This is a genomic window from Paroceanicella profunda (genome assembly GCF_005887635.2).
Taxonomy (GTDB): Bacteria; Pseudomonadota; Alphaproteobacteria; order Rhodobacterales; family Rhodobacteraceae; genus Paroceanicella; species Paroceanicella profunda.
On the sequence record NZ_CP040818.1, the window covers coordinates 1,350,570 to 1,374,855 of the forward strand.

The following is a 24,286-nucleotide window of genomic DNA, read 5'->3' on the forward strand; positions in this document are numbered from 1 at the left end:
TCAGGGCGCGAACCAGAACTCGTCCATGCGCAGCACGCCGAGCTGGGCGCCCGGCTCCCAGGCGTAGATCGCCTGTTCGGGCACGTTGCGCAGGGTGTCGGCCACGATCGCCGGCTGCGGCGCGGCGCTGACCAGCCCGATGGCGAACACCTCATCGGCCTGGATGCGCAGCATCTCCTCCCAGATCTCGCGGCGCCTCTTGTCCTGCGAGGTGCGCTCCCAGTCGTGGAACAGCTCGAGCAGGCGCTTGGCCACGTCGGTCTGCGGCGGCTCGCCGGCCAGGCCGTTCGACTGGGTGTACTGCCCCCATTCCGGCCAGCTGAAATTGGTCTGCTCCACCGGCGCGAGGTCCACCGGCGGGGCCTCCGGCGTGGGCAGGCCGTTGTTCCAGCCATACCAGACCGGCATCATCGACTGGCCGGAGTAGACCTTGTTGCGCAGGATGTCGCGGTCGAGCGGGCGGTAGATCACCTTCACCCCGATCTCCGCCCACATCTCCGCGAGCAGCTCGATGGCATCGGCTTCCTCGGGGCGTTCGCCGGCGCTCTCGATCACGATCTCCAGGCGCTTGCCGTCGGGCAGCAGGCGGGTGCCGTCGCCGTCGCGCTTCCCTAGGCCGAGCGCGTCGAGCATCGCGTTGGCGCGCTCCGCGTCATGGTCGGCCCAGGCGGCGCTCAGCGCCGGGTCATAGAAGGGGGAGCCCCGCAGCGGCGCCACGTTCGCTTCCTTCGCCAGGCCGAAGTAGAGGGTCTTGTTGATCGTGGTCCGGCGCACGCCGAGGCTCAGCGCCCGGCGGAAATCCGCGGTGCGGAACAGCTCGCGCAGGGCCGGGTCGTTGTAGTTCTGGTTCGGGTAAAGCGCGATGTCGGAGCCGTAGCCGGTGGACCACAGCCAGGTGTGGTACTTGCCGCGGCCCTCGCCCTGCTTGAGCACCGGCGCATCGGAGAAGGAGATGGAGCGCACCTGCAGGTCCGCCTCGCCCAGCGTCACCTTCTGGGGGATGAGCCCGGCGGCGGCGATGGTGAGCTCGACATGGTCGATGTAGGGCAGCTGGTGCCCCTCGGCATCGATGCGGTGGTAATAGGGGTTGCGGGTGAGCTCGTAGCCCTGGCTGTTCATCGCGGAGACGGTGACCCAGGGCTGCAGCGTGGGCTCGTCCGGGTTGTCGTTGTTGTAGAGATTGTCGAGCCCGTTGTGCAGCTGCGCCCAGTTGCGCGCCTTGCGCTCGGCCATCAGCGGCTCCAGCGTCGCCGGGTCGACGTATTTCGCGTGGAACTGGCTGAGGTAATGCGCCGGGCGATAGATGAACGGCGGGCGCGCGGCGGCCAGGGCGGGCAGGAAGCGCGGGTTCGGCGTGTCCCATTCGTAGCGGATGGTCACCTCGTCGATCACCGTCACCTTCGGCGGCTTGCCGTCAACCAGCATCACCTCCGGCGGGCCGCCCGGCGAGAGGTCGGGGTTCAGCGCCACGTCCTCCCAGAAGTAGCGAAAATCCTCGGTGGTGAAGGGCGCGCCGTCCGACCAGCGGTGGCCGCGGCGCAGGTGGAAGGTGTAGATGCGGTCGTCCTCGTTGTCGACGGCGCGCAGCAGGTCGGGGTGCAGGTCGTACTTGTCGTCATAGGCCACCAGCCGGGCATAGCCCCAGACCACCATGTAGCGCACGTCGCGCGGGCGGGTGATGAAGGTGCGCAGCGTGCCGCCCTGGGTGCCGATGCTGCGGCCGCGCGCCGCGAGGTCGACGACCAGCGGATCCTCCGGCACGCGCTCGGCGACCGGCGGCAGCTTGCCCGCGGCCACGTCCTTCGCGAAGAGCGGGGTTTCCTGCAGGGCGGGCGCGGCCTGGCCCGGCGGGGCGGCCATGGCGAGCCCGAGGAGAAAAAGCAGTCCGATGAAGCGTTTCATGCAGCGGCACTCACGAAATGTCCGGGTTCAATCTCGACAAGGCCCGGTGCCGTGTCGCCGTGATAGGCGAAGGGCTCGGGCCAGCAGTGCGGGTCGCCCGCACCCCGGGCCACGGCCGCGAGGTCCAGCCTGCGGTCCATGTCCGGTTCGGGCGAGGCGGCGATCAGCGCCTTGGTGTAGGGGTGGCGCGGGTTCTCGAACAGCAGGCGGGCCGGGGCCTGCTCGACGATGCGGCCGCGCCGCATCACCGCCACCCGGTCCGCAAGGCCGGCGACCACGGTGAGGTTGTGCGAGATGAACAGGTAGCTCAGCCCCATGTCGGCCTGCAGTTCCTTCAGCAGGTCGATCACCTGTGCCTGCACGGAGACGTCGAGCGCCGATGTCGGCTCGTCGCAGATGATCATTTCCGGGTTCAGCGCCAGGGCGCGCGCGATGCAGATGCGCTGGCGCTGGCCGCCGGAGAAGGCGTGCGGGAACCGGCCCAGATGCGCGGGCGACAGGCCGACGCGCGCCATCAGCTCCGCCGCGCGGGCCTTCTGCTCCGCCCCGGTGCCGATGCCGTGGATGCGCAGCGGCTCGGTGAGGATGTCGAGCACCGACATGCGCGGCGACAGCGAGGAGAACGGGTCCTGGAACACGATCTGGACCTTGCGGCGGAAGGATTTCAGCGCCTGCCGGTCCATGGTGGCGACGTCCTCCTCCACCCCGTCCGCGCCGCGGAACAGGATGGTGGCGCCGGGGTCCGGCTCCTCCGAGCGCAGGAGCAGCTTGGCGACGGTGGATTTCCCCGAGCCGCTCTCGCCCACGATGGCCAGCGTCTCGCGCCGGCCCACGGCGATCTCCACCCCGGACACGGCGCGCACCGGCGCCGCCGGGCGGCCCAGCTTGCCGGCACGGCCGGGATAGGTCTTCGACAGGTTGCAGGCGCGCAGGATCGGGTCGGCGACCGGCCCGGTCTCCGAGGGCATGTCGCGCGGGATCTCCGGCGCGGCGTCGATCAGCGCGCGGGTGTAGGCATGGCCCGGCGCGGTGAGCACGGCGCGCGCCGGCCCGCTCTCCACCACGCGGCCGCGCTTCATCACCACCACCGAATCCGCCATGTTCGCCACCACGCCGAGATCATGGGTGACCATGATCATCGACATGCCGGTCTCGTCCTGCAGCTGGCGCATCAGGTCGAGAACCTGGGCCTGGGTGGTGACATCGAGCGCGGTGGTGGGCTCGTCGGCGATGATGAGTTCGGGCTGGCAGACCATGGCCATCGCGATCATCGCGCGCTGGCGCAGCCCGCCGGACAGTTCGAACGGGTAGGCCGACCAGGCGCGCGCCGGGTCCGGAAAGCCCACGTTGGCGAAGGTCTCCAGGCAGGCGTCGCGCGCCGGCGTTCCGGTGAGGCCGCGGTGCAGGCGCAGGTTCTCCGCCACCTGGTTGCCGATGGTGTGCAGCGGCGAGAGCGAGCTCATCGGCTCCTGGAAGATCATCGCGATGCGCCCGCCGCGGATCTTGCGCATCTTCGCCTCGGAGAGGGTGAGCAGGTCCGCGGAGCGGCCCTCGGAGGTGGTGAACAGGATGCGCCCGGAGGTGATGTTCGCGCCGCGCGGCAGGATGCGCAGGATGGCGCGGCCGGTCAGCGTCTTGCCCGATCCGCTTTCCCCCACCAGTGCCAGCGTCTCGCCCCGCCGCAGGGTGAGGCCGGCGCCCTCGACCACGACATGCGAGGCCGCACCACGCCCGAAGGCGATGGTGAGATCCTCCATACGCAATACCGGTTCCGACGCCATGCTCCCCCTGCCCTGCTCACTGGCTCACGGCCCCAAGGAGTAACGCAACTGGTTCGGATCACCAAACCCTAAGGCGTGCCTTGCGGGGCCTACCAACCGGCAAGCGTCGCATAATCCTCCAGCCCCGCCGGCAGGATGCCGATCAGCCCCAGCGCCGCGGCAATTTCCGGCCCCGGGCGGGCCAGCGCGCGGGCCAGGGCCGCCGTGGGGCCGCCCGGCGCGGTGATGAACGGCAGCGCGGGGGCCTCCTCCGTCCAGCCGAGGCGTTCGAGGCCGCGGGTGTCCTCGTGACGGCGGGCCAGCTCCCAGCTCACCGCGTCGATGGCCGCGATATCGGCCTTGCCCTCGCGCACCGCGATGACCGATGCGCGGTGCGCCCCGGTGACGAGATGGGGCACCAGGGCGATGCTGCGCCGGGCGAACCAGCGCCGCAGCGCGTGGTGGCCGGACAGCGAGTCCGCCCCGTTCACCGCGGCGCGCAGGGTGTGGAGCGGGCGGTCCTCGCCGCTGCGCACGATCACCGCGGAGCGGTAGACCCCGTCGCCGCAGCCCGGCAGGTCGTGGATCGGCCGGGCGACGGGCACCGCATGGCCGGCCAGTCCGTGGGTGAGCGGCCAGCCGCAGGTCTGGCCCAGCAGCAGGTCGGGGTGGGCCCAGCTCTCCGCGGCGGTAAGCTCCCGGCTGAGCCGCTCCGGGGTGAAGATGCCGTCCCGCGCCAGGCGCTCGCGCATCCGGTTCCAGAACGCGTCGGTTGCGGGCCGGATCTCCGGCCAGTCGTACATCGGCAGGGCTGCGATCATTGTCCCGGGGTCCGCCGCAGGAAGGGGTGGACCACGGGTTCGCGCCGCCTCAGCCCCCAGCGCCGGGCCACCTCGCGGTAGCCGCCCAGCAGGTAGCCGCCGTTGCGCTGCAGCACGCCCTCGCGGTCGGCGGCGTAGAGGGCGGGGAGTTCGTACCATGTCGCGGCCGGGCGCTCATGGTGCACCGCGTGCAGGGCGTTGTTGAGAAACAGCAGCCGGAAGGGCCATTCCGCCTCCACCACCGCGGAGCGGTGGGCGGGGTCATGGCCGGCGCGGTGTTCGATGAAGGTGCGGATCATCAGCAGAGAATAGCCGGGAAGGGCCGCGCCCGCCACATAGGCCCAGAGCGGCACGCCGCAGAGCCACAGCCAGCCGAGCACCGGCAGCACCCCGAGCGCATGCAGCCCCCAGGCCCGCGCCACGCCGGGCGTGCCCTGCCGGATCAGCCGGATGTCATTGCGCCAGAACCCGTGCAGCGAGAGGAAGGGCCCGAGGGTGAGCCGCCCGGCCAGCGTGCCGCAGGCCGCCAGCGCCAGGCGCAGGGGCGCCGGCAGCCGGGCATGGTCTCCTTCCGCGACGTACCAGCTCTCCGGGTCGTCATAGGGGTCGGTCAGCAGGGCGTTGTTGTGGTGGCGCAGGTGGGTGTCGCGGAAGCGGCGGTAGGCCACGAACAGCCCCGGCGCGGGGAACACCAGCGCCTCGTTCAGCCGGGCGTTGCGGGTGGGATGGCCATGCAGGCACTCATGCTGCAGCGAGGAATGAAACGTGACCAGCACCGCGACCGGCAGCAGCACCCAGGCGCCCGCCACCGGCCAGAGCGCGAGCAGCCCGCACCACCCCACATAACACGCCGCAAGCGCGATCCATGTGGGCCATTCGATCTGTCTTCGGGGGCGCGCGCGGCCCGGAACGGGCCGGCGCAGAGGCATGTGCGGGCTCTCCATTGCCGCAGCATGTCACGCAGGTGTGAACAGGTCTTTCCCCGCCGCGTCCGATTTTGCGGCATTCGCGACCATTTCCGCCTCGAACAGCCGGAGAAGCCCCAGCCCCTCGACCACGCTGTCGCGGGTGGCCCCGGTCACCTCCCGGGCCTTCGCGGTGCCGGCGCGCAGGATGTCGAGCACGTGGCCCGGCTCGCGCGCCAGCGCGGCGCGGCGGGTGCGGATCGGCGCGAGCAGCGCCTGGAGGATGTCCTCCAGCCGGCGTTTGAGCACGGCGTCGCCCAGCCCGCCGCGCCGGTAGTGGCGCTTCAGGGCGGAGACCTCGGCGCGCTCCGTGTCGAAGGCGTCGAGATACTGGAAGACCACGTTGCCCTCCACCCGGCCCGGGTCCTCGGCGCGCAGGTGGCCGGGGTCCGTGAACATGCGGCGCACGGCGGCGGAGATCTCGTCGGCCGAGGCGGAGAGGCGGATGGCGTTGCCGCCGGACTTGCTCATCTTCGCGCCGCCGTCGACGCCGGGCAGGCGGCCGCTTTCGGGGATGAACGCCTCCGCCTCCACCAGCACCGGCCGGCCGCAGGCGGCGTTGATGCGGCGCACGATCTCGTTGGTCTGCTCGATCAGCGGCGCCTGGTCCGCCCCCACCGGCACCAGCCCGGCGCGGAAGGCGGTGATGTCGGCCGCCTGCGCCGCCGGGTAGCACAGGAAGCCCGCCGGGATGTCGCGCCCGAAGCCGCGGGCGCGGATCTCGTCCTTGATGGTGGGGTTGCGCTCCAGCCGCGCCACGGTGACGAAGTTGAGGTAGAGCATCGACAGCTCCGCCAGCGCCGGCAGGTGGGACTGCAGGCAGATGGTGGATTTCGCCGGGTCGATGCCCACGGCAAGGTAGTCCAGCGCCACCTCCAGCACGCTGTCGCGCACCTTGGCGACGTCGGAGGCATTGTCGGTGAGCGCCTGGGTGTCGGCGAGCAGCAGGTATTGCTCATGGCTGTCCTGCAGGCGGAGGCGGTTCTTCAGCGAGCCGGCGTAATGGCCGATGTGCAGCGGGCCGGTGGTGCGGTCGCCGGTGAGGATCACGGGGTTCGGCATTTCTCTCGTCCTTGGTCGGGTTGGGGCTGGGAAGCCGGGCCGCCGCAAGGGGAGTGTTCCTGTCCGTCAGTCAGACCGGGCCGCGCTCGCGGCGGCTCGGGACAGGGCATGACATGTCGCGGCCGCTCCTCAGGAGGAGCGCCACCAGAAGGTCCGGAACATCGGGGCCGCGTGTGTCATGCCTCCTGATACGCCGGTGCCCGCCGCCGCGCAAGCGTGGCGCGTGCCGCGGGATGCGGACCGGGGCGCGCCCCTCCTGCCCGGAGAGGGGGAGGCGTGCTCCGGGCGCCCCGGGGGCGCCGGCCGTCCGGTGGGGGGGCGGTCCGGGGGCAGGCGCGCCGCCGTCGTTCGCGCTTCCCTCTGGCATCGGCGCGCGCAAGCGGGTAGCAGGGGTGATGCTCTCCTATCAGCACGCCTATCACGCCGGCGGCCCGGCCGACCTGCACAAGCACATGGCCCTCGCCGGCCTGCTGGAGCGGCTGTGCCGCAAGCCCCGGCCGATCTCGGTGTTCGAGACCCATGCCGGCCGCGGGCTCTACGATCTCGACGCCCCCGAGAGCGCCCGCACCGGCGAGGCGGCGGAGGGCATCGACCTCATCCCGCCGCCCGCGCCGGACACGCCCTTCGGCCGCGCGCTTGCCGCCACCCGGGCGGCGCACGGGCCGCGGGCCTATCCCGGCTCGCCGCTCATCGCCCGCAGCCTGCTGCGCGCGCATGATCCGCTCACGCTGTTCGAGCTGCACCCGACCGAGCACGCCGCCCTGTCGCGCGCGATGACGGGGGAGAACACCGTCATCCGCAAGCGCGACGGGTTCGCCGGGCTGCTCTCGATCGCGCCGCCCAAGCCGCGCCAGGGGCTGGTGCTGGTGGATCCGTCCTACGAGGTGAAGGACGAATACGCCGCCACGGCCCGCTTCGTGCGCGCGCTGCTTGGCCAATGGTCCGAGGCGGTGGTGATGGTGTGGTACCCGCTGCTGCCCGCGCGCCGCCACGAGGCGCTGATCGAGGGGCTGTCCCGTCTGCCGGTGCTGCGCGACGAGGTCGGCTTCACCCTGAAGGACGGCAAGGGCATGACTGGCTCCGGCCTGCTGATCCTCAACGCGCCCAGCCTCGCGGGCAAGATCTTCGACGAGGTCCGCGCCCAGGCGCCCATCCTGCGCCGCCTCTGATCGCGCGCCCACTGCCCGGGCCGCGCTCCGGCGCGGCCGGGGCTCGAACGGCGTGGCCCGGCACGGGCCTCCGCAGGATCCGCCCGGGGTCCGGCATGTCGGGTGGGGGCCGGGCGGGGCCCTTGTCCCCCGCGCCGGCGCGCACGTTGCCGCACCTCCCGGCCCGCGCATCCGTCCGGCGGCATCCGAAACCGGCGCACCGGGCGCCAACGGGTCCGCCACGCCGGCGCACCGGGCCGTCACGGGGAGCGCCCGAACGGGTCGGCCCCGGCAGCGGTGCGTTTGCGAGGAGGGCCCGCCGGAGCTGGCAGGTCCGGGTCTGCGGGCGCCGGGCCGGACCGGCGGTTTCCCGTCCGCAGCCCTCCGACGTTTCCCGGTCGGGTTCGGTGCGGGGGCGTGTGTCAGCCGGCGGAGAGTTCCCGCCCGCGCGCCGCCGCCGCGGCCACGGCGCGTTTCACCAGCGGCGGGAAGCCGGTGTCCGGGTCCATCAGGTGCGCCAGCGCCGCCGCCGTGGTGCCGCCGGGCGAGGTGACGTTCACCCGCAGTTGCGACGGGTCCTCGGGCGAGGCTTCGGCCAGCGCGCCGGCGCCGGCCACGGTGGCCTTCGCAAGTTGCAGGGCGAGGGCGTGCGGCAGGCCCTCGGCCTCCCCCGCCGCCGCGAGGCATTCGATGAGGTGGAACACATAGGCCGGGCCGGAGCCGGAGACGCCGGTCACCGCGTCGATCTGGCTTTCGGTGTCCAGCCGGACGGTCTGGCCCACGGCCGAGAGCAGCGCCTCGGACATGTCCAGCGCCGCCGCGTCCGCCGCCGCGTTGCCCACGAAGCCGGTGATGCCGCGCCCGATGGCCGCCGGCGTGTTCGGCATGGCGCGCACGATGGGGGAAGCCGCGCCGAAGGCGGTCTCGAAGGCGGAGATCGGCGTGCCGGCCGCGATGGAGAGGAACACGGTTCCGCCGCCGCCGAAGGCGGCCACGGCCGGCAGGGCCGCGCCCATCATCTGCGGCTTCACCGCAAGCAGGCACACGGCCGGTGCCTCCGGCAGGTCGGTGTTGAGGTGCAGGCCGCGCGCCTCCAGCGCCCTCAGCCCGTCATGCGGTGCGGGGTCCATCACCCAGACCGCGCCGGGCGGCAGGCCCCCGGCCAGCCAGCCCTCCAGAAGCGCGGTTCCCATCTTGCCGCAGCCCAGCAGGACCAAGCCGCGTGCGGCGATCGTTTCCATGGCGCTCAAGGCGTCTTCCTCCCCGTCCGGCCCGAAGCCCCGGCCGGGGAGGGCAGTGCGATATCAGGCCCGACCGTAAGCCTCGGCGATGGCGATGCCAAGGGCTTCCTGGGCGCTGCGGTTGCCCCAGCACACCAGCTGGAACGCCGGGTAGAAGCGCTCGCAGCTCATCACCGCGGCCTGGACCATGTAGTCGATCTGGCTGGCGGATGCGGTCTGCTCCCCGCAGAGCGTGAGGCCGTAGCGGTAGATCATCATCTTCTGTTCGGACCAGAGGGTGAAGGCGCCGGTCCAGAGCCGGTCGTTCGCCTTGTCCATCAGGGCGAGGAGTTCCGGAATCCTGTCCTCCGGCGGCTCCATCTCGAAGGTGCAGATGAGGCGCAGCACCTCCTCGTGCCCCGACCAGGCGAGGGACAGCGAGTAACTGCGCCAGCTGCCCTCGATCGACATGGCGATCTGGTCCTCGGCCACGCGGTCGAAATCCCAGTCGTGGTGCGCGGCCAGGGTTTCGACAATATCGATGGGGTGGATGTCGTCAGTGAACAGGTCGTGCTCGATGGCATTCATGCCGTCGCTCCCTCTAGCTGTGGCGCCTTCGCGGGGAGGGCCCCGCTAGGGGCTGAGAGCTTGTCCATAAATCGGGAAGAATTTGCTTCCCGATACGAGATATGGTGCGAGCAGCACCCCCGCCTGTAAAGGATTATTTTCGCACCGCAGCGAATAATCTCGGTTGCCGGCCGTCCCGAAACCGTGGAAAATTCGCCGCGAGGACGGGGTTGAGCGCCACTGCGCCCCCCCCATCGCCCCGCCTTTCCCGCCTCCGCCGCGTCGCACCCTCACCGGGGGTGGAACGGCCGGGGGAGAGGCGCCCCCGGCTCAGCCCCGCTTCAGGACCGCCTCAGGCCACGGCGCGCGAGAGGGCGCATTGCGACCAGAGGGCCCTGAGCGCCTGCACCAGATGGTCGATATCCGCGTCCGTATGCGCGGGCGAGGGGGTGAAGCGCAGCCGCTCGGTGCCCTTGGGCACGGTGGGATAGTTGATCGGCTGCACGTAGATCCCGTATTGCTCCAGCAGGATGTCGGAGATCATCTTGCACTTCACCGGGTCCTTCACCATCACCGGCACGATGTGGCTGGGGTTGGGCAGGTGCGGGATGCCGGCGGCGTCGAGCTTCGCGCGCAGGCGGGCCACCTGCTGTTGCTGGCGCTCGCGCTCGGAGGAGGAGCGGCGCAGGTGGCGGATGGAGGCCAGCGCGCCCGCCGCCACTGCGGGGGGCAGCGAGGTGGTGAAGATGAAGCCGGAGGCGAAGCTGCGCAGGAAGTCGCACAGCGCCGCCGAGCCGGTGATGTAGCCGCCCACCACGCCGAAGGCCTTGCCCAGCGTGCCCTCGATGAGGGTGAGCCGGTGCGACAGCCCCTCGCGGTCGGCGATGCCGCCGCCCTGCGGGCCGTAGAGGCCCACGGCATGCACCTCGTCGAGATAGGTCATGGCGCCGTGCTTCTCGGCGACGTCGCAGATCTCGGAGATGGGCGCGATGTCGCCGTCCATCGAATAGACGCTCTCGAAGGCGACGATCTTCGGCACGTCCGGCCCGTATTCGGAGAGCTGGCGGTCCAGGTCCTCCACCGAGTTGTGCTTCCAGATCCGCCGTTCGGCGCGGGAATGCCGGATGCCCTCGATCATCGAGGCGTGGTTGAGCGCGTCGGAGAAGATCACGCAGCCCGGCAGCCGGGCGCCCAGCGTGCCGAGCGCGGCCCAGTTCGACACGTAGCCGGAGGTGAACAGCAGCGCCCCCTCCTTGCCGTGCAGCGAGGCGAGCTCGCGCTCCAGCGCCACGTGGTAATGGTTGGTGCCCGAGATGTTGCGGGTGCCGCCGGCGCCGGCGCCGCATTCGTCCAGCGCGGTGTGCATGGCGGAAATGACATCGGGGTGCTGGCCCATGCCGAGGTAGTCGTTCGAGCACCACACCGTGACTTCGTCCGGCCCGCGGCCTCCGGCATGGTTGCGCGCCCGGGGAAAGTTGCCCCGGTACCGTTCCAGGTTCGCGAAGACACGGTAGTTCCCGGCTGTCTTCAGGGCGTCGAGCTGCGTCTGGAACAGGTCATCATAGTTCATTTACCAATCTCCTGGCGACGGGTCCGCGAAGGTGCCGCGGGCCGGATGCTTGGGCGATCCCGGCGGAACTGGGCCGTCGGTGAGTCGGCCGGGCGATTGTCTACGCCACGCCCCCCGCTTCAAGGGACGAAAGTGACGCATTCGGACCGGCCGATCATTCCGACCAAGGTGTTACGAAATTCTGACCCCGTGTGACTCCGCGCGGCGCCGGGGGCAAGGCGGCGGCGCTCACGTCTGCGGGAGGGAGTTTCCCGGCGCGGGGGTCATCCGCCCTTGGGGCCGGGGCCCGGACGTGCTATCGGCGTGCCGGCAGCACGAAATGCGAACGGAAGCCCGATGACTGAGCAGTTGATCCCCGCCTGGGGACCGGACGGCATCGCCCGACCCATGGAGAAACTCGAAGTGCACCGCGAGGGGCTGCGCCACCCGGCCGTCTCGGTGTTCCTCATCGACGGATCGCGCACCCTGCTGCAGCGGCGCGCGGAGACGAAGTACCATTCCCCCGGTCTCTGGGCGAATGCCTGCTGCACCCACCCGCGCTGGAACGAGCACAACGCCATCTGCGCCGCCCGCCGCCTGCGCGAGGAACTGGGCGTCACCGGCCTCACCCTGCGCAAGCGCGGCCGGGTGGAATACCGCGCCGACGTGGGCGGGGGGATGACCGAGCACGAGGTGGTGGCGCTGTTCTCCGCCGAGGTGGACCCGGCCACGCTCACCCTGCAGCCAGACCCGGCGGAGGTGTCGGAAACCCGCTGGGTGGACCGCGCGGAGCTGCGCCGCGAGGTGGAGGCGGAGCCGGCCCGGTTCACCGCCTGGCTGCGCATCTACCTGCTCGAACACGAGGCCCAGATCTTTCCGCCGGCCTGACCTCCGACCTGCCCTCCCGGCCCCCGGGCGGACCGGCCTCCCGGTCTCCCTTCTGTCCGGCCCGGGCCCGGTGGACGGGGAGCCGCCATCCCCGGCGCCCCCGAACCGGCGCGGGCCCGGGGGGCCGTGGATGCGTGGCGATGGCCGGGGCGCATTGCGGCGCGGGTCCCGGAGGCCCGGGCGAAGCGGCTCTGCCGGCATCGGGGCCCTGCGCATCCGGCTGTGGTGCCATCTTCTGCCCGCGCGAGGGCGGCTGCCAGCCATCGCCATGCGTTCCGCCCGGTCCACCGCCATCTCCTGCCCGCGCGCGAGGGCGGCCAGCCTGACGCCCGAGCGCGGCGCCGGCCGCCGGGGCGGCGCCGCGTCGGCCTGTCGCCGGGCTCCGGCCTGTGCCTCGGCCCGGCAGTATGCCATAACGGCGCGCGACAGCCCCCGGAACAACGGCCCCCGCGGGGCGGGGCCCTGAAGGTGAGACGATGACCGAGACCAAGAAGCTGCTGGCCGCGCTGAAGGGCGAGGTGCAGGCCGTGCCGCCGGTGTGGATGATGCGCCAGGCGGGCCGCTATCTGCCCGAATACCGCGAGACCCGTGCCCGCGCCGGAAGTTTTCTGGACCTGTGCTATGCCCCCGACCTCGCCGCGGAGGTGACCCTGCAGCCGATCCGCCGCTACGGGTTCGACGCGGCCATCCTCTTCGCCGACATCCTGCTCATCCCCCAGGCGCTGGGCGCCGACCTGTGGTTCGTCACCGGCGAGGGGCCGCGGCTTGCCCCCACCGACACCGCCGAAGGCGTGGCCGCGCTGCGTGCACCGGAGGCGGTGCACGAGACGCTGGCGCCGGTCTACGAGACCCTGCGCATCCTGAAGGGCGCCCTGCCGGCGGAGACCACGCTGATCGGCTTCGCCGGCGCGCCCTGGACGGTGGCCACCTACATGATCGCCGGACGCGGCACCCCGGACCAGGCCCCGGCCCGGCGGCTGATGTACAGCCAGCCGGAGGTGTTCGACGCGCTGATGGACCGGATCACCGAGGCCACGGCGGAATATCTCATCGCCCAGGTCGACGCCGGCGCCGAGGTGGTGAAACTGTTCGACAGCTGGTCCGGCGCGCTGCCCGGGGCGCTGTTCCGGCGCTACGCCATCGAGCCCGCGCTGCGCATCCTCGCCCGGCTGCGCGCCCGGCACCCGCATGTGCCGGTGATCGGCTTCCCGCGCGGCGCGGGCGGCAATTACGCCAGCTTTGCCCGGGAAACCGGCTGCGAGGGGCTGGCGATCGACACGTCGGTGGACCCGGCCTGGGCGGCGAAGCACCTCTCGCCGCTGGCCTGCGTGCAGGGAAACCTCGACCCGATCCTGATGGTGCTGGGCGGCGCGGCGCTGGAGCGCGGCACGCGCACCCTGCTCGAAGCCTTCGCCGGCAAGCCGCATATCTTCAATCTCGGCCATGGCATCACGCCGGACGCGGACCCGGCGCATGTGGAGCAGATGCTGCGGGTGATCCGCGGCTGACCCCGGCCCGGCGCGCGCCCGCCGCGCACCCGCGCCATCGGCCGGGGGGGCGGGCCCGCCCTTGCCGCGTCGGCACGGCCGGGGCCGGATGCGGGCGGGGTGCTGCCCGGCTTGTGTGGCCGGGAAGCCGACGCCTCCGATGGGGCGCCCCAGCGCCGGGGCACGAACGGGCGCGGTGTCCGGCGGTGCCGCGGGGGACAGCGCCCGGAGGAAATCCGCGCGGCGTCCCGGGAGCGGGGCGCGGCGCGCCTGTCAGGGGCGCCGCTGGCCGAAGGCGATGGAGGGGTTCCGGTCCCAGATCACCAGGTTCAGTGCGCCGGCATAGCTGATCCACACCAGATAGGGCGCCATCAGCAGCGCCGACCAGATGTCGCGCGCCCAGAAGGCGGCGATCATCGCCGCCACGGCGATCCACAGCAGGGCGATCTGCAGGAAGGCGATGCCCGGCCGGTGCAGCCCGAAGAAGGTGGGAGACCACACCGCGTTCAGCGCGATCTGCGCCGCCCAGAGCGCCAGTGCCGGGCCGGCGTCCGGGCGCTGGGCGATGCGGTAGCCCGCCCAGACCATCAGCACGTAGAGCACCGTCCAGGCTATGGGAAAGGCGCGGTTCGGCGGCGTCCATGCCGGTTTCACCAGGCCGCGGTACCACTCTCCCGGCTGAAAGAGCACACCGGTTCCGGCCGCGGCGCCAGCGGCCACGACGAGAGCTGCGAGGGTGGTGAGGTCCATGCGATCTGTCTCCTGCGAGCCGGTGCCCCGGCGCTGTCCTGCCTGCCACGGGGTGGCGTGAGGGCATATAGTGCAGGGCCGGGGCGGGGCGAGGCAACCCGGCGCGGCGCGCTCAGCGGCGGGAGCTGCCCGGCGCGTGGAAGCGGGTGCGCAGCAGGATGTCCCAGAGGGGGGATGTCACGCCGAAGTTCGCCGTCTCGTCGCGGTGGTGGTGCAGGGCGTGGTGGCGGCGGATCATCCGCCAGTAGCCGCCGGGCCGTTGGCCCAGATGGCAGCCGACATGCACGCATTCATAGGCCACGTAGCCCGCCGCGCCCCCGCCGAGCGCCGCCATGGCGAGGGGCGGCGAGACGCCCGGCACGAGCATCCCGAGAACCAGCGGCACCGCGATCGGCAGCGCGATGGAGCGCCGCGTGTTCACCACCCGCTCGGGATCGCCCGGGGTGTCATGATGGCCGCGGTGCCCGGGCAGGCGGCGGCGCAGGGCCTTCCCGCGCGGCCCCCGCGGCTCCCAGTGCAGGATGAACCGGTGCAGCACGTATTCGAGGAAGCTCCACCAGGCCAGCCCGCCGGCGACCCCGGCCAAGGTGACCTCGAAGCGCCCCGCCCCGCCGGGACCGGCGGCAAGCGAGAGCGCCACCAGCAGCACCGCCGCGGTTCCGAACACGCGGGCCACGGACCTGACGTCGGGATGCGAGAAAATGGCCTGCGCACGCGCCTCAGACCTGTCGGTGTCCAGGGGCAATCGGCTGTTCTCCCGGCAGGCGCGCCCCGCCCGCATGGGGGCCGGCGCAGTCAGTCCTTCCAGCGCGCGTAGCAGAAATCGCGGACCGGTCCAAGACGGGCTGCCCGGGCCGGCGGTGCGGGCATGCCGGCGGGCATAGCCGGACATCCTGAGCATCTCGGCCACGGCGGCCACGGATGGCCGGGGCAAGCGGGTCAGCAGGGGCGACCCGGAGGGGCAGACCGGAACCATCCCGAAGAAGATGGCCGGCATTCCGGAGCAGGCGGGATCGGACATGGCGCATGTCCTGCACACGCGTCTCTCCACATCCGATATCAGCCGCGCGGCGGAGGCCTGCCGCGCCCATGCCGAGGCCTTCTGCGCAGCGCCGCCGGCGATGAGCCTTGTCCATGTGCTGCCCGTCGTGGACGCGGACATGCGGATCGCGGTCGAAGTGATGGCCGAGCGGCGCCGATGACGCCGTGCATGCCCGGGCGCAGGTCTGCGGTGGCGGCGGCCGGGCAGGCGGTGGCGACGTGGGGAGCGGTCCCGGTCTGCACGCGGGTCCTGCCCGACGCTGATGCGCAACGGAGTGAGCCGACGCTGCCTGCCAGCCCCTTCCTTGCACGGGGTGTGCACCCCGATGGCGGAGGCATCGCCGTGGCGGCAGTCCCGGCCATCGGCAGCAGGGTGGTGGCAACGATCGCGCAGACCCGCGCCCCCGCCCGCCTTCCCCGGCCCGGTTCGCGGCCGGTTTCTGTTCGGCCCTCCCGTGGGGGGGGCATGGCGGCCGGGAGCAGCCGTCCGGGAGAGGCGCTCCCGGGCCTCGCATGGATCGCGCTGGCCTTCATTGCCGCCAACCTGTGGACCGGCCAGGGCAAGTCGGGCGGTTGGTCCGCAGCCCTGCCGCGCGCTGGTCCGAGGCCGCCCGGCTCTGAGGTGGGCGCGTCGCGGCTGGCGGGAAGGCCCGTCCGACACCGAAGGTAACGGCGGCTGCGCGCCGGCATTCTGCCCTCCTGCCTTCACCCGGAAGGCCTCACCCCGAAGGACCCACGTGGCGGTTCCTGCACCCGGCGCCCGAAGCGTTGGGGGGCAGCGGGCCGGCGGGACGGGCCGGCTCGCGCCCGGGGCCTGCAAGAAGGGCCGCCCTGGGCCGGGGGGCCTGCGGGGCGCCGTCCTGCCGGGCGCGGCCGTGGGGGCGGGGCAGGGGCGCTCAGCTGTCGGGATTGGCGGTGTCGAAGCTCTCGCGCGCGCTGCGCACCCGGGCGTGGTTCTGGTCGGCCCAGAGCACCAGCCGCGACAGCGGCTCCATGTAGCTCCAGCCCAGATCGGTGAGCGCGTATTCCACCGAGGGCGGCTTGGTAGGGTACACGGTGCGGCTCACCAGCCCGTCGCGCTCCAGCGCGCGCAGGTTCTGGGTGAGCATGCGCTGCGAGATGTCCGGCAGGTCGCGCCGCAGCATGCCGAAGCGCTTCGGCCCGCCCGCCAGCATCAGCAGCAGCAGCGAACTCCACTTGGAGCTGAGCGGCCCCAGCACCTGGCGCACGTGGCAATCGCCGAAGGGAGTGCCGCTGTCATGGCCCGTGCGGTGGTTTTCGGCCATGGACGCCCCGAGTGCGGCCGCCGTGGCCACGGGTCCGATCACCGCGCGATCATTCATGCTGGTACCCTCGCTGTGCCTATGGGGGAAGAATCTGCCTTCTTTCGGTTTTCGGGTGATCTCGTATGAGAAGCAAGTCTCGTTTCGAGACCTGGTACGGAAAGGAAAGCAAAATGTCGACACTTCTGGTTACCGGCGCTTCGGGAAACCTGGGCCGCGGGGTCGTGGAAGCCCTTCTCGATGCCGGCGGCGATGACAGGATCATCGCGACCTCGCGGACGCCCTCCTCCCTCGACGATCTCGTCGCGCGCGGGGTGGAGGTCCGCCACGCGGATTTCGACGCGCCCGACAGCCTCGCGCCGGCCTTCGCCGGGGTCGACCGCCTGCTGCTGGTGAGCACGGACCGGCTGGACACGCCGGATGTGCGCATTCCCCAGCACCAGGCCGCCGTTGCCACGGCTGCCGCGGCGGGGGTGAAGCACGTGGTCTACACCTCGCACGTGGCGGCGCTGCCCGGGCCCTCGGGCGTGGCCAACGATCATTTCCAGACCGAGCTTGCGATCTTCCGCAGCGGGATGACCTTCACGCTGATGCGCCACAGCCTCTACACCGACCTGCTGGGCATGAGCGTTCCGGCGGCGCGGGCCAGCGGGCAGCTTTTCTCGGCCACGGCCGGCAAGGGGCGCTCCAACGTCACCCGCGCGGACTGTGCCCGGGCGGATGCCGCCGCGCTGCGCCTGGCGCCGGAGAACCGGGTGTTCCTCGTCACCGGCCCGGCGGCCGTGACCCAGGCCGAGATCGCGGCGCTGATCGGGCCGGGCGTGGCGCATGTGGACCTGTCGCCGGACGCGTTGCACGGCGGCCTGCTCGCAGCCGGCTTGCCGCCGTTCCTCGTCGATGCGCTGGTGGCCTTCGACGTGGAGGCCGCCCATGGGCTGCACGCGGTGGAGAGCCGCGCGGTGCGCGATCTCACCGGGCAGGAGCCGGAGAGCGTGGCGGATTATTTCGCGCGGATGGCGCTCTGACACGCGGGCTCACGGGCTGATGTGGGCGGCGGGGAAATGCCGGGCCCGCTGCCGTTGCCTCCGCGGCCCGGCCCCCGGGGGAGTGTGCACCCGTGGGCCGGGCAGCGGCGCGGACGCCGGGTGGCGGAACGGGAGGGGATCGTGCCCCGGGGCTCCTTCGACCGGGCCTCCCGGCGGCGCGGTGCTCCCCCCGCCCGGATTCCGGGCGCGCGCAGGCCGGGGCAACCGGTCGGTTGGCGGGCGGCGTCTTCCCTGCGCCTTCTCCCGCGCGCGCGGGGCCGGAAGCGCGCGCCGGGCCGGAACCGGGTCCCCGAACCCCCGGGCGCGCCAGTGCCGCACGGTGAGTGACCGCCGCGCGCCGGCCATCTGCCGCCGTGGTCGCGCCGTTCCGCGCAAGGAGGCGGGGCGGATCAGTCTCCGCCCAGGTGCGCGCGGATGCGCTTGACCATGCGCCAGACCACGAAGATCACCGGCAGGGTGGCGATGGCCGTCACCGTGCCCTTGTCCACCCCCGCGAGATGGCCGAGCGGGGCGAGCAGGTAGCCCGCCAGGCTCACCGCGTAGTAGCTGATCGCCACCACGGACAGGCCCTCCACCGTTTCCTGCAGGCGCAGTTGCAGGGCGGCGCGACGGTCCATGCTCTCCAGCAGGGCGCGGTTCTGCGCGGCGACGGCGACATCGACCCGGGTGCGCAGCATGTCGGCGGCGCGCGCGGCGCGCAGCGACAGCTCGTCCATCCGCTTCTTGGCCGAGCGGCAGGTGCGCATGGCCGGGTCGAAGCGCCGGGTCATGAATTCGCCGAAGGTCTGCCGGCCGGCGAGGCGCTCCTCGCGCAGCACCTCGATGCGCTGGTTCACGATGGCCTCATAGGCCTCCGCGGCGCCGAAGCGGAAGGCGGAGCGGGTGGAGAGCGCCTCGATCTCCGCGGTCATCGCCAGCAGCCGGTCCAGCGTGGCGGCCTCGTCGCCCTCGCCCCGGGCCATGGCGCTCACCAGGTCGGAGAGCTCGGCGTCGATTTCCGCGGCGCGGCTGGCCACCTGGCGCGCCACCGGCAGGGTGAGCATGGCGGAGCTCTTGTAGGTCTCGATTTCCAGCAGCCGCTGCACGATGCGGCCCAGCCGGCGTGAGCCCATGCCGGGCCGGGCCAGCACGGCGAAGCGGGTGTGGCCGTTCGCGTCGATGCGGAAATCCCCGGCGATCACCGCCTGGTCGTCCAGCACGCGGGAGACGGCGAGGCTCTCGCGCACGAACCAGCCGTCGAAATGCCCGGCCAGCGCGGCGTCGGCCAGCGGGGTGTCCGGGTCGATGCCGGGCGGCACCGGCTCCACCCGCACCAGCGCGGAGGTGAGCAGCCGGCCCGGCGCCTCGGCCAGCCAGTCGCGCGGGAAGATCTCCTCCATCTGGCCGCTGAACGGCGGGTCGGCCACGCCGTCGGTGAACATGGTGTAGGTCACGAATTCGGTGTGCCGCTCCCACTTCAGCGAGACCCGGCCGATGGTGCCGTAATAATGGTCGGCGCCGGGCGGCGGATGCGGCGCGCCGTGCCGGTCCAGCAGGGCGATGAGATGCGCGAGGTCCCGCCTGCGGTCGCGGCTGGCCGCGTCGCGCTCCGGCTTGATGGCGAGATAGACCGCCCGGCAGGGCGCGTGCAGCTCCGGGAAGGGCCGGGCATGCAGCTCATTTGCGAGCGCGTAGCGCTGGGGGTGGTCCTGCAGGCCGATCATCCGATAGTCCCTCCCTGCCGACCCTGCCGACCCTGCCGACCCTGCCGACGCGCCGCGCTCACCCGGGGCCCGACGCCCCGGAAGGGCGTGCCGCGCCCCGCTGTCAGCCGACCCTGCCGCCCGGCGCCGGCCCGGTCAATGCGATCATAGGTCTACCGGCGCGCCGGCCGTCGCCTTCACGGCGGTGACGAGGAACTCGCGGTTGCCGTCGCTCCCGGTGATCGGGCTTTCCGCCTCGCCGGTCACCTGCCAGCCGGACGCCTCCAGGAACCGCGCGATGCGGGCGCGGCAGGCGGCCTGCACCCCGGGGTCGCGCACGATGCCGCCGCGCCCGACATGCTCCGGCCCGGCCTCGAACTGCGGCTTGATCAGCGCCACCAGGCGGCCGCCGGGGCGGGCGAGCGCCAGCGGCCCGGGCAGGGCCTTCTCCAGCCCGATGAAGGAGACATCGCTCACCACCCAGTCCACCGGCGGCACCAGCCCCTCGGGGATGGCGCGGGCGTTCACGCCTTCGAGGCTGCGCACCCGGGCGTCGGCGGCGATGCGGGGGTGGAGCTGGCCGTGGCCGACGTCGAGCGCATGCACCCGCGCCGCGCCGCGCGCCAGCAGCACCTCGGTGAACCCGCCGGTGGAGGCCCCGACGTCGAGCGCCTCGCCCCGGGGGGAGAGGCCGAAGGTGTCGAGCGCATGCACCAGCTTCAGCGCGGCGCGCGAGACCCAGGGCAGCGTTTCGCCCAGGATCTCGACCCGCGCCGTCTCCGGCACCGCGAAGGCAGGGCGCCGCACGGCGCGCCCGTCGACGTGAACGGCGCCGTCGCGGATCGCCGCCTGGGCGCGGGCGCGGCTCTCCGCCAGGCCATGGGCGGTCAGATACTGGTCGAGACGCATGGCCAAACCCGTTCCGGAAGTGATTTTCGCGGCCGGTCCGCCGCGCTGCCTGCATCCGATTGCGACATTCTGGTGTAGAACCCTCATGTTGACCCTGCCGATTTTGGCAGATACGCAGGCATACGTAAATCTGGGCAGGTAGCGTGTTGCGTGTGGGGGGCTCGGAGAGGCGGAAACGCTTTCTCGGCTATTCGGCATGGGGGCTGGGTTCCCGCGGACCAGGGACGTGACGACGACCGGAAGAAAGATGCTTTTTCACTTTTGTATCGGGACATTCGTAACCGGATGGAAAGACGGCTCCGGTACCGCCTCTTTACAGGGCAGTTTTCAGGGTGACATACGTGAGTGACGCTGCGAGACGGCCAGTAAAGATGCGCCGGAGCCCGATGGAAACACTGTCGCGGCTGCTTCAGCCCCGCTCGGCGCGCAACCGGCCCGGGCTTCCAGCCGATGCGCGTGCCACGGCGGTGCTCAATCTCCACCGCGAGGGGCTGCTGCTCGCCCCAACCCTGCGCTCCATCGCCATCGCCAAGGACCTCGCGCGCGAGGAGGGCGGCGAGATCGAGGTGCTGGCGGTGATCGACCGGCCGGACGCCCTCACCCTCTCGGTGCTGGAGCGGTATCCGGGCGTGGTGGACCGGGTGGAGGAGGTGGATCTCGGCGACCTCGGCGCCGCGCGCGCCTGGGGCATCCGCAGGGCCAGCCACGACTGGGTGTTCCTGCATGACGGCGACGACCTGTTCTCCTCGAACTGGTACCGCGCCTTCTTCCGCCAGCTGCGCGCCGGCAACATCGACCCCCGCGCGGTCTACCACACCCATGTCTTCGCCCGTTTCGGAGACCTGCTGGACATCCGCACCACCATCGACAGCGAGGACCCGCGCTTCCACCCGCTGTTCCTGGTGTCGGAGTGGTATTATTCCAACAAGCTGGTGGTGAACCGCGGGCTGTTCGACGAATTCCCCCTGCCGCACAATTCCGCCCGCACCGGTATCGGCAACGAGGACTGGAACTGGTCCGCGCACACGCTGCACGCGGGCATCCGGCACAGCTACATTCCGGAGACCATCTGCTTCTACCGGGTGAAGCCGGCGCGCATCAGCCTGGGGCTGACGCCGGGGATGATGCAGGACGCCTCGCCGCTGTTCGACCCGCAGAACATCCTCGAGATGACCCGCGAGCGCGGCAGCCGCAATCCGCCGCTGCGCGGCTTCTCGCCGCTGAGCGCGATGAAGGCCGAGCCGATCTCCAGCGAGCCGCCGCTGCCCGGCTGGTTCTGGCAGGAGGTGACCCTGCAGGGCGCGCTCGAATCGATGATCACCGAGTTCAACACCATGCCGGTGGCCGAGCGGCGCCTGTGGCTGCCGAACCTGAACTACAACGTGGTGTCGGCCACCGAGTACATGATGCTGGGGCTGGACCGCCGGCCCAAGGTGTTCATCTTCGCCACGATGGAGCGGATGCGCGCCGCCGACATGATTGTGGAACTGCTGCTGGAAGGCGCGCGGGACCTGGACGGCGGCGCCTACCAGCCGGTGCTGATCGTGGACGAGGGCGACCACGTGTTCTCCGAGGCGCGCCTGGCGGCGACCTATGGCGCCAAGCTGATCTCGGTGCGCCTGATGCAGGAGCATTACCGGCTCGGGGAATGGTATTTCCGCCGCATGATGATGCGTCCGCTGATGCAGTTCATGAACTCGATCGTGATCGACACCGGCTCGTCCATCTTCGGGGACGTGTTCGGGGAATTCCACCGCACCATTCTGGAAAACCAGAAGCAGGTGATGTTCCTCTACACCGAGACGGGAACCGACCCGATGGCTCCCACGCTGGCGGCGCTGGCGGAGAATGCCCGGCTGTGGCGCCGGCACGCGAACCGGCCGGTTCCCGTGCGCATCCACCCCTCGGCGCTGCCGCTCTTCACGGATGACCATCTGTGGCAGCCGCATTTCCTGGACGCGCGCAGCACCGCGGCGCTGGCCAGCGTCACCAGCAGCCGCTTCGCCGGGCTGGTGCGCGACGGCAGCATCGACCTCGCGGCGCTGCTGGCCGGAAACCCGGCCCCCGCGCTGCGCGAGGAGGGGGTGCCGGAGGCGCACCCCGCCGCGCGCTGGTTCCAGGTGGACACCCGCATCAGCGGCGAGATCGAGATTTCCACCCTGCGGGTGCGCGACGCGGAGCTCCACCTCTATCGCAGCCGCGATGCCTGGATCTCTCCGAGCTGGTTCGCCGTGGCCGGCAAGGCCCTGATCGAGAACGACGAACTGGAGATATTCTCGCCGCACATCACGATTGGACGGAGCCGCGAAGGCAGGTATCATTGCACGATGTATGACTACAGCAAGGCTGACCTGGCGTTCGCGACCATGTATGACCAGAGCCTCGGAGGAGGCCGGATCCCCGTGGTCGCCATGACCCGTGCGCCGCTGGAGGATGCGGGGCTGGACACCGCCGGCGCCCTGGCCCGGCACCTGTACCGCATGGTCCGGAGCGGGGCGGGCATTTCCATCGTGCAGGACTCGGTGGCCATCGCCCGCTACGGAGACCCGTATGGCGAACAGGAAAACGCCGATGCCGAGCTTTGATCCGAACATCTACTGGCAATCCTACCCGGACATGCTGGAGCTGCACGCGCTCGGCCACTGGACCGATGCGGAATTCACCGGGCACTGGGAGAATTTCGGCCGCCACGAGGGCCGGCGCGTCGCCGACGAGGCCGATGTTCCGGTAGACTGGTCGGACTGGCTCTACTTCAGCGAGTGGCGGGACGAATTCGGCTGGTGGTGGCGCCAGGGCGCGCTGGGCTCCATGGTCTGGTCGGCGCTGGTGTCCGGGGACAACGGGCTGGAATTCGGCCGCATCTCGCGCAACGAGCGGGTGCGCGAGCTGACCGGGCTCTCGCCCGAGGCCCTGCGCCAGATCGCCGAGCACGGCCGCGCCTTCCCCGGCCGCGGGCCGCTGTCGCAGCTGCGCAACGAGCCGCTGCCCTGGTCCACGGATGCCGGCGTGGTCCTGCCCATCGAGGAGCAGGTGACGGATCGGTTCCCCTCCGGCGCGGATGTGGTGATCATCCTCCCGTCGCTGCGGGTCGGCGGCGCCGAGCTGGTCGGGGCCTGGCACGCCCATCTGGCGCGGCGCGCCGGGCTGAGCGTGGCGATCCTGCTGGCGGACAAGTCCGGCGTCTCCCCGGTGCACGAACCGCTGCGCGACGCGATCGTCGATCTGCCGGAGCTGTGCGAGGCCGCCACCGGGCGCGGCTGGACCGACCTCACCGTGGAGACCCGCACCGAGGTCGTCACCCATGCGGTGGCGGCGCTGCGGCCGCAGGTGATGCACCTGTGCCATTCCTGGATCGGCTACACCGCCCTGGCGACGCCGCATCTGGCGCGTCGGCTGCGGGCCTCCGCCGCCACCATCCATGTCTCCGCCTTCTGCCACCACGTTCACGCCACCGGCAATTACGACGGGTATTTCCGCTACATTCCCGAGATCGTGGAATGGGTGGACCGGTTCATCTTCGACAACGAGTGGTACTGCGCCGAGATCCGGGAACGCTACGGCCTGCCGGAGGAGCGCACCGTGGCGCTGAAATACCCGGTGGCCGAGCTGCCCTCGCCGGCCGCCATGGCCGCCGCGGCGGCAAACCCGCGCGCCTCCAACACCGTGCTCTGGGCCTCGCGCCTCGACCACCAGAAGAACCCGCAGGTGGTGGGCAGGATCGCGGCGGAGATGCCGGACCTGGATTTCGTGATCTACGGATCCGAGATCCTCTACGACACCAGGGTGGACTGGGCGGCGATGCCGCAGAACCTGCGCTACGGCGGGCCGTTCTCCTCCGTCGACGAGTTGCCGACGGACGAGGCCTTCGCCTTCCTCTACACCGCGCGGTTCGACGGCACGCCCAACATCCTGCTGGAGATGGGCGCGCGCGGCGTGCCCGTGGTGGCACCGAAGATCTGCGGCATCCCGGATTTCCTGGGCCCGGACTGGCCGTTCTACGTGCCCGACTGCGATGATGTCCCGGCCTATGTCGCCGCGCTGCGGCGCCTGCACGAGGACCCGTCGGAGCGGGCGAAGGCCTCGGCCCGGCTGCTCGCCATCCTGCGGGCGGAACGCAGTTTCGACAGTTTCGCCGATGCGGGCATGACCCTTCTCGACTGCGACCCGGGGCGCAAGTCCGCCTGACCGCGGCGCGCACCATCTGAT

20 protein-coding genes are annotated in these 24,286 nt (G+C 71.7%); 7 read left to right on the forward strand and 13 right to left on the reverse strand.

Annotated elements, in window-relative coordinates:
- The 5 genes from FDP22_RS06125 to trpS form a co-directional block, all read right to left on the reverse strand.
- Positions 1-1,902 carry an ABC transporter substrate-binding protein gene (locus FDP22_RS06125; protein ID WP_138577863.1) on the reverse strand — a complete coding sequence of 634 codons (1,902 nt, stop codon included), beginning with the start codon at positions 1,900-1,902 and terminating at the stop codon, positions 1-3.
- The gene (locus tag FDP22_RS06130) at positions 1,899-3,659 is read right to left on the reverse strand and encodes an ABC transporter ATP-binding protein (protein ID WP_239031925.1); all 1,761 of its coding nucleotides are present in this window, start codon (positions 3,657-3,659) and stop codon (positions 1,899-1,901) included. The genes FDP22_RS06125 and FDP22_RS06130 overlap by 4 nt, the downstream gene beginning before the upstream one ends.
- 113 nt (positions 3,660-3,772) lie before the next feature.
- Complete coding sequence (locus tag FDP22_RS06135; RefSeq protein ID WP_138577859.1) at positions 3,773-4,483, reverse strand: phosphate/phosphite/phosphonate ABC transporter substrate-binding protein; 711 nt, start codon at positions 4,481-4,483, stop codon at positions 3,773-3,775.
- On the reverse strand, positions 4,480-5,412 hold the full coding sequence (locus FDP22_RS06140; protein WP_138577857.1) for a fatty acid desaturase: 933 nt from the start codon (positions 5,410-5,412) through the stop codon (positions 4,480-4,482). The genes FDP22_RS06135 and FDP22_RS06140 overlap by 4 nt, the downstream gene beginning before the upstream one ends.
- A gap of 27 nt (positions 5,413-5,439) precedes the next feature.
- Complete coding sequence (gene trpS / locus FDP22_RS06145; RefSeq protein WP_138577855.1) at positions 5,440-6,510, reverse strand: tryptophan--tRNA ligase; 1,071 nt, start codon at positions 6,508-6,510, stop codon at positions 5,440-5,442.
- A 395-nt stretch (positions 6,511-6,905) separates the two neighbouring features.
- Between trpS and rlmJ the strand changes: the two genes are divergently transcribed.
- Positions 6,906-7,679: a 23S rRNA (adenine(2030)-N(6))-methyltransferase RlmJ gene (gene rlmJ, locus FDP22_RS06150; RefSeq protein ID WP_138577853.1), complete on the forward strand. Its 774-nt coding sequence runs from the start codon at positions 6,906-6,908 to the stop codon at positions 7,677-7,679.
- A 401-nt stretch (positions 7,680-8,080) separates the two neighbouring features.
- Here rlmJ and proC read toward each other — a convergent pair whose 3' ends face one another.
- From proC to hemA, 3 genes are all read right to left on the reverse strand, one after another.
- A complete protein-coding gene (gene proC / locus FDP22_RS06155) occupies positions 8,081-8,899 on the reverse strand; it encodes a pyrroline-5-carboxylate reductase (RefSeq protein ID WP_138577912.1) in 819 nt (272 codons plus the stop codon).
- A gap of 63 nt (positions 8,900-8,962) precedes the next feature.
- Positions 8,963-9,466 (reverse strand): type III secretion system chaperone family protein, encoded by a 504-nt coding sequence (locus tag FDP22_RS06160; RefSeq protein WP_138577851.1) that lies wholly within the window; start codon positions 9,464-9,466, stop codon positions 8,963-8,965.
- Positions 9,467-9,797: 331 nt separating this feature from the next.
- Positions 9,798-11,015 (reverse strand): 5-aminolevulinate synthase, encoded by a 1,218-nt coding sequence (gene hemA / locus FDP22_RS06165; protein ID WP_138577849.1) that lies wholly within the window; start codon positions 11,013-11,015, stop codon positions 9,798-9,800.
- A 336-nt stretch (positions 11,016-11,351) separates the two neighbouring features.
- Between hemA and idi the strand changes: the two genes are divergently transcribed.
- Both idi and hemE read left to right on the forward strand, forming a co-directional pair.
- Positions 11,352-11,882 carry an isopentenyl-diphosphate Delta-isomerase gene (idi, locus tag FDP22_RS06170; RefSeq protein ID WP_138577847.1) on the forward strand — a complete coding sequence of 177 codons (531 nt, stop codon included), beginning with the start codon at positions 11,352-11,354 and terminating at the stop codon, positions 11,880-11,882.
- Between the two features lie 476 nt (positions 11,883-12,358).
- On the forward strand, positions 12,359-13,390 hold the full coding sequence (hemE, locus tag FDP22_RS06175; RefSeq protein ID WP_138577845.1) for a uroporphyrinogen decarboxylase: 1,032 nt from the start codon (positions 12,359-12,361) through the stop codon (positions 13,388-13,390).
- Positions 13,391-13,642: 252 nt separating this feature from the next.
- Here the strand turns inward: hemE and tspO are convergent, their stop codons facing one another.
- On the reverse strand, positions 13,643-14,119 hold the full coding sequence (tspO, locus tag FDP22_RS06180; RefSeq protein WP_138577843.1) for a tryptophan-rich sensory protein TspO: 477 nt from the start codon (positions 14,117-14,119) through the stop codon (positions 13,643-13,645).
- Between the two features lie 112 nt (positions 14,120-14,231).
- Positions 14,232-14,864, reverse strand: coding sequence for a sterol desaturase family protein (locus tag FDP22_RS06185; RefSeq protein WP_170317605.1), 633 nt, complete (start codon positions 14,862-14,864; stop codon positions 14,232-14,234).
- 154 nt (positions 14,865-15,018) lie between these two features.
- On the opposite strand from FDP22_RS06185, the gene FDP22_RS06190 reads away from it, so the two are divergent.
- Entirely contained in the window at positions 15,019-15,321 is a 303-nt protein-coding gene (locus tag FDP22_RS06190) for a Rid family hydrolase (protein WP_239031926.1), read from the forward strand.
- Between the two features lie 735 nt (positions 15,322-16,056).
- On the opposite strand, the gene FDP22_RS06195 is transcribed toward FDP22_RS06190, so the two are convergent.
- Positions 16,057-16,503, reverse strand: coding sequence for a winged helix-turn-helix transcriptional regulator (locus FDP22_RS06195; RefSeq protein WP_239031882.1), 447 nt, complete (start codon positions 16,501-16,503; stop codon positions 16,057-16,059).
- A gap of 113 nt (positions 16,504-16,616) precedes the next feature.
- On the opposite strand from FDP22_RS06195, the gene FDP22_RS06200 reads away from it, so the two are divergent.
- On the forward strand, positions 16,617-17,468 hold the full coding sequence (locus FDP22_RS06200) for an NAD(P)H-binding protein (protein ID WP_138577837.1): 852 nt from the start codon (positions 16,617-16,619) through the stop codon (positions 17,466-17,468).
- A gap of 410 nt (positions 17,469-17,878) precedes the next feature.
- Here FDP22_RS06200 and FDP22_RS06210 read toward each other — a convergent pair whose 3' ends face one another.
- Together FDP22_RS06210 and FDP22_RS06215 are read right to left on the reverse strand one after the other, a co-directional pair.
- Entirely contained in the window at positions 17,879-19,192 is a 1,314-nt protein-coding gene (locus FDP22_RS06210) for a DUF3422 family protein (RefSeq protein WP_138577833.1), read from the reverse strand.
- 144 nt (positions 19,193-19,336) lie between these two features.
- Entirely contained in the window at positions 19,337-20,080 is a 744-nt protein-coding gene (locus FDP22_RS06215; protein WP_138577908.1) for a TlyA family RNA methyltransferase, read from the reverse strand.
- A gap of 386 nt (positions 20,081-20,466) precedes the next feature.
- Here FDP22_RS06215 and FDP22_RS06220 point away from each other — a divergent pair, with 386 nt between their 5' ends.
- Together FDP22_RS06220 and FDP22_RS06225 are read left to right on the forward strand one after the other, a co-directional pair.
- Positions 20,467-22,665: a glycosyltransferase family 2 protein gene (locus FDP22_RS06220; RefSeq protein ID WP_170317606.1), complete on the forward strand. Its 2,199-nt coding sequence runs from the start codon at positions 20,467-20,469 to the stop codon at positions 22,663-22,665.
- Positions 22,652-24,265 carry a glycosyltransferase family 4 protein gene (locus tag FDP22_RS06225; protein ID WP_170317607.1) on the forward strand — a complete coding sequence of 538 codons (1,614 nt, stop codon included), beginning with the start codon at positions 22,652-22,654 and terminating at the stop codon, positions 24,263-24,265. Before FDP22_RS06220 ends, FDP22_RS06225 begins: the two co-directional genes overlap by 14 nt.
- Positions 24,266-24,286 lie beyond the last annotated feature (21 nt).

Excerpts from the sequence above, each read along its gene's own strand:
- FDP22_RS06160 (WP_138577851.1), bottom strand. The coding sequence starts at position 9,466 with ATGAATGCCATCGAGCACGACCTGTTCACTGACGACATCCACCCCATC.
- FDP22_RS06220 (WP_170317606.1), top strand. The coding sequence starts at position 20,467 with ATGGAAACACTGTCGCGGCTGCTTCAGCCCCGCTCGGCGCGCAACCGG.
- idi (WP_138577847.1), top strand. The coding sequence starts at position 11,352 with ATGACTGAGCAGTTGATCCCCGCCTGGGGACCGGACGGCATCGCCCGA.
- FDP22_RS06225 (WP_170317607.1), top strand. The coding sequence starts at position 22,652 with ATGCCGAGCTTTGATCCGAACATCTACTGGCAATCCTACCCGGACATG.
- FDP22_RS06215 (WP_138577908.1), bottom strand. The coding sequence starts at position 20,080 with ATGCGTCTCGACCAGTATCTGACCGCCCATGGCCTGGCGGAGAGCCGC.
- FDP22_RS06195 (WP_239031882.1), bottom strand. The coding sequence starts at position 16,503 with ATGAATGATCGCGCGGTGATCGGACCCGTGGCCACGGCGGCCGCACTC.
- FDP22_RS06200 (WP_138577837.1), top strand. The coding sequence starts at position 16,617 with ATGTCGACACTTCTGGTTACCGGCGCTTCGGGAAACCTGGGCCGCGGG.
- FDP22_RS06140 (WP_138577857.1), bottom strand. The coding sequence starts at position 5,412 with ATGCCTCTGCGCCGGCCCGTTCCGGGCCGCGCGCGCCCCCGAAGACAG.
- FDP22_RS06130 (WP_239031925.1), bottom strand. The coding sequence starts at position 3,659 with ATGGAGGATCTCACCATCGCCTTCGGGCGTGGTGCGGCCTCGCATGTC.
- rlmJ (WP_138577853.1), top strand. The coding sequence starts at position 6,906 with ATGCTCTCCTATCAGCACGCCTATCACGCCGGCGGCCCGGCCGACCTG.
- hemE (WP_138577845.1), top strand. The coding sequence starts at position 12,359 with ATGACCGAGACCAAGAAGCTGCTGGCCGCGCTGAAGGGCGAGGTGCAG.
- FDP22_RS06125 (WP_138577863.1), bottom strand. The coding sequence starts at position 1,902 with ATGAAACGCTTCATCGGACTGCTTTTTCTCCTCGGGCTCGCCATGGCC.
- FDP22_RS06135 (WP_138577859.1), bottom strand. The coding sequence starts at position 4,483 with ATGATCGCAGCCCTGCCGATGTACGACTGGCCGGAGATCCGGCCCGCA.
- proC (WP_138577912.1), bottom strand. The coding sequence starts at position 8,899 with ATGGAAACGATCGCCGCACGCGGCTTGGTCCTGCTGGGCTGCGGCAAG.
- trpS (WP_138577855.1), bottom strand. The coding sequence starts at position 6,510 with ATGCCGAACCCCGTGATCCTCACCGGCGACCGCACCACCGGCCCGCTG.
- hemA (WP_138577849.1), bottom strand. The coding sequence starts at position 11,015 with ATGAACTATGATGACCTGTTCCAGACGCAGCTCGACGCCCTGAAGACA.
- FDP22_RS06210 (WP_138577833.1), bottom strand. The coding sequence starts at position 19,192 with ATGATCGGCCTGCAGGACCACCCCCAGCGCTACGCGCTCGCAAATGAG.
- tspO (WP_138577843.1), bottom strand. The coding sequence starts at position 14,119 with ATGGACCTCACCACCCTCGCAGCTCTCGTCGTGGCCGCTGGCGCCGCG.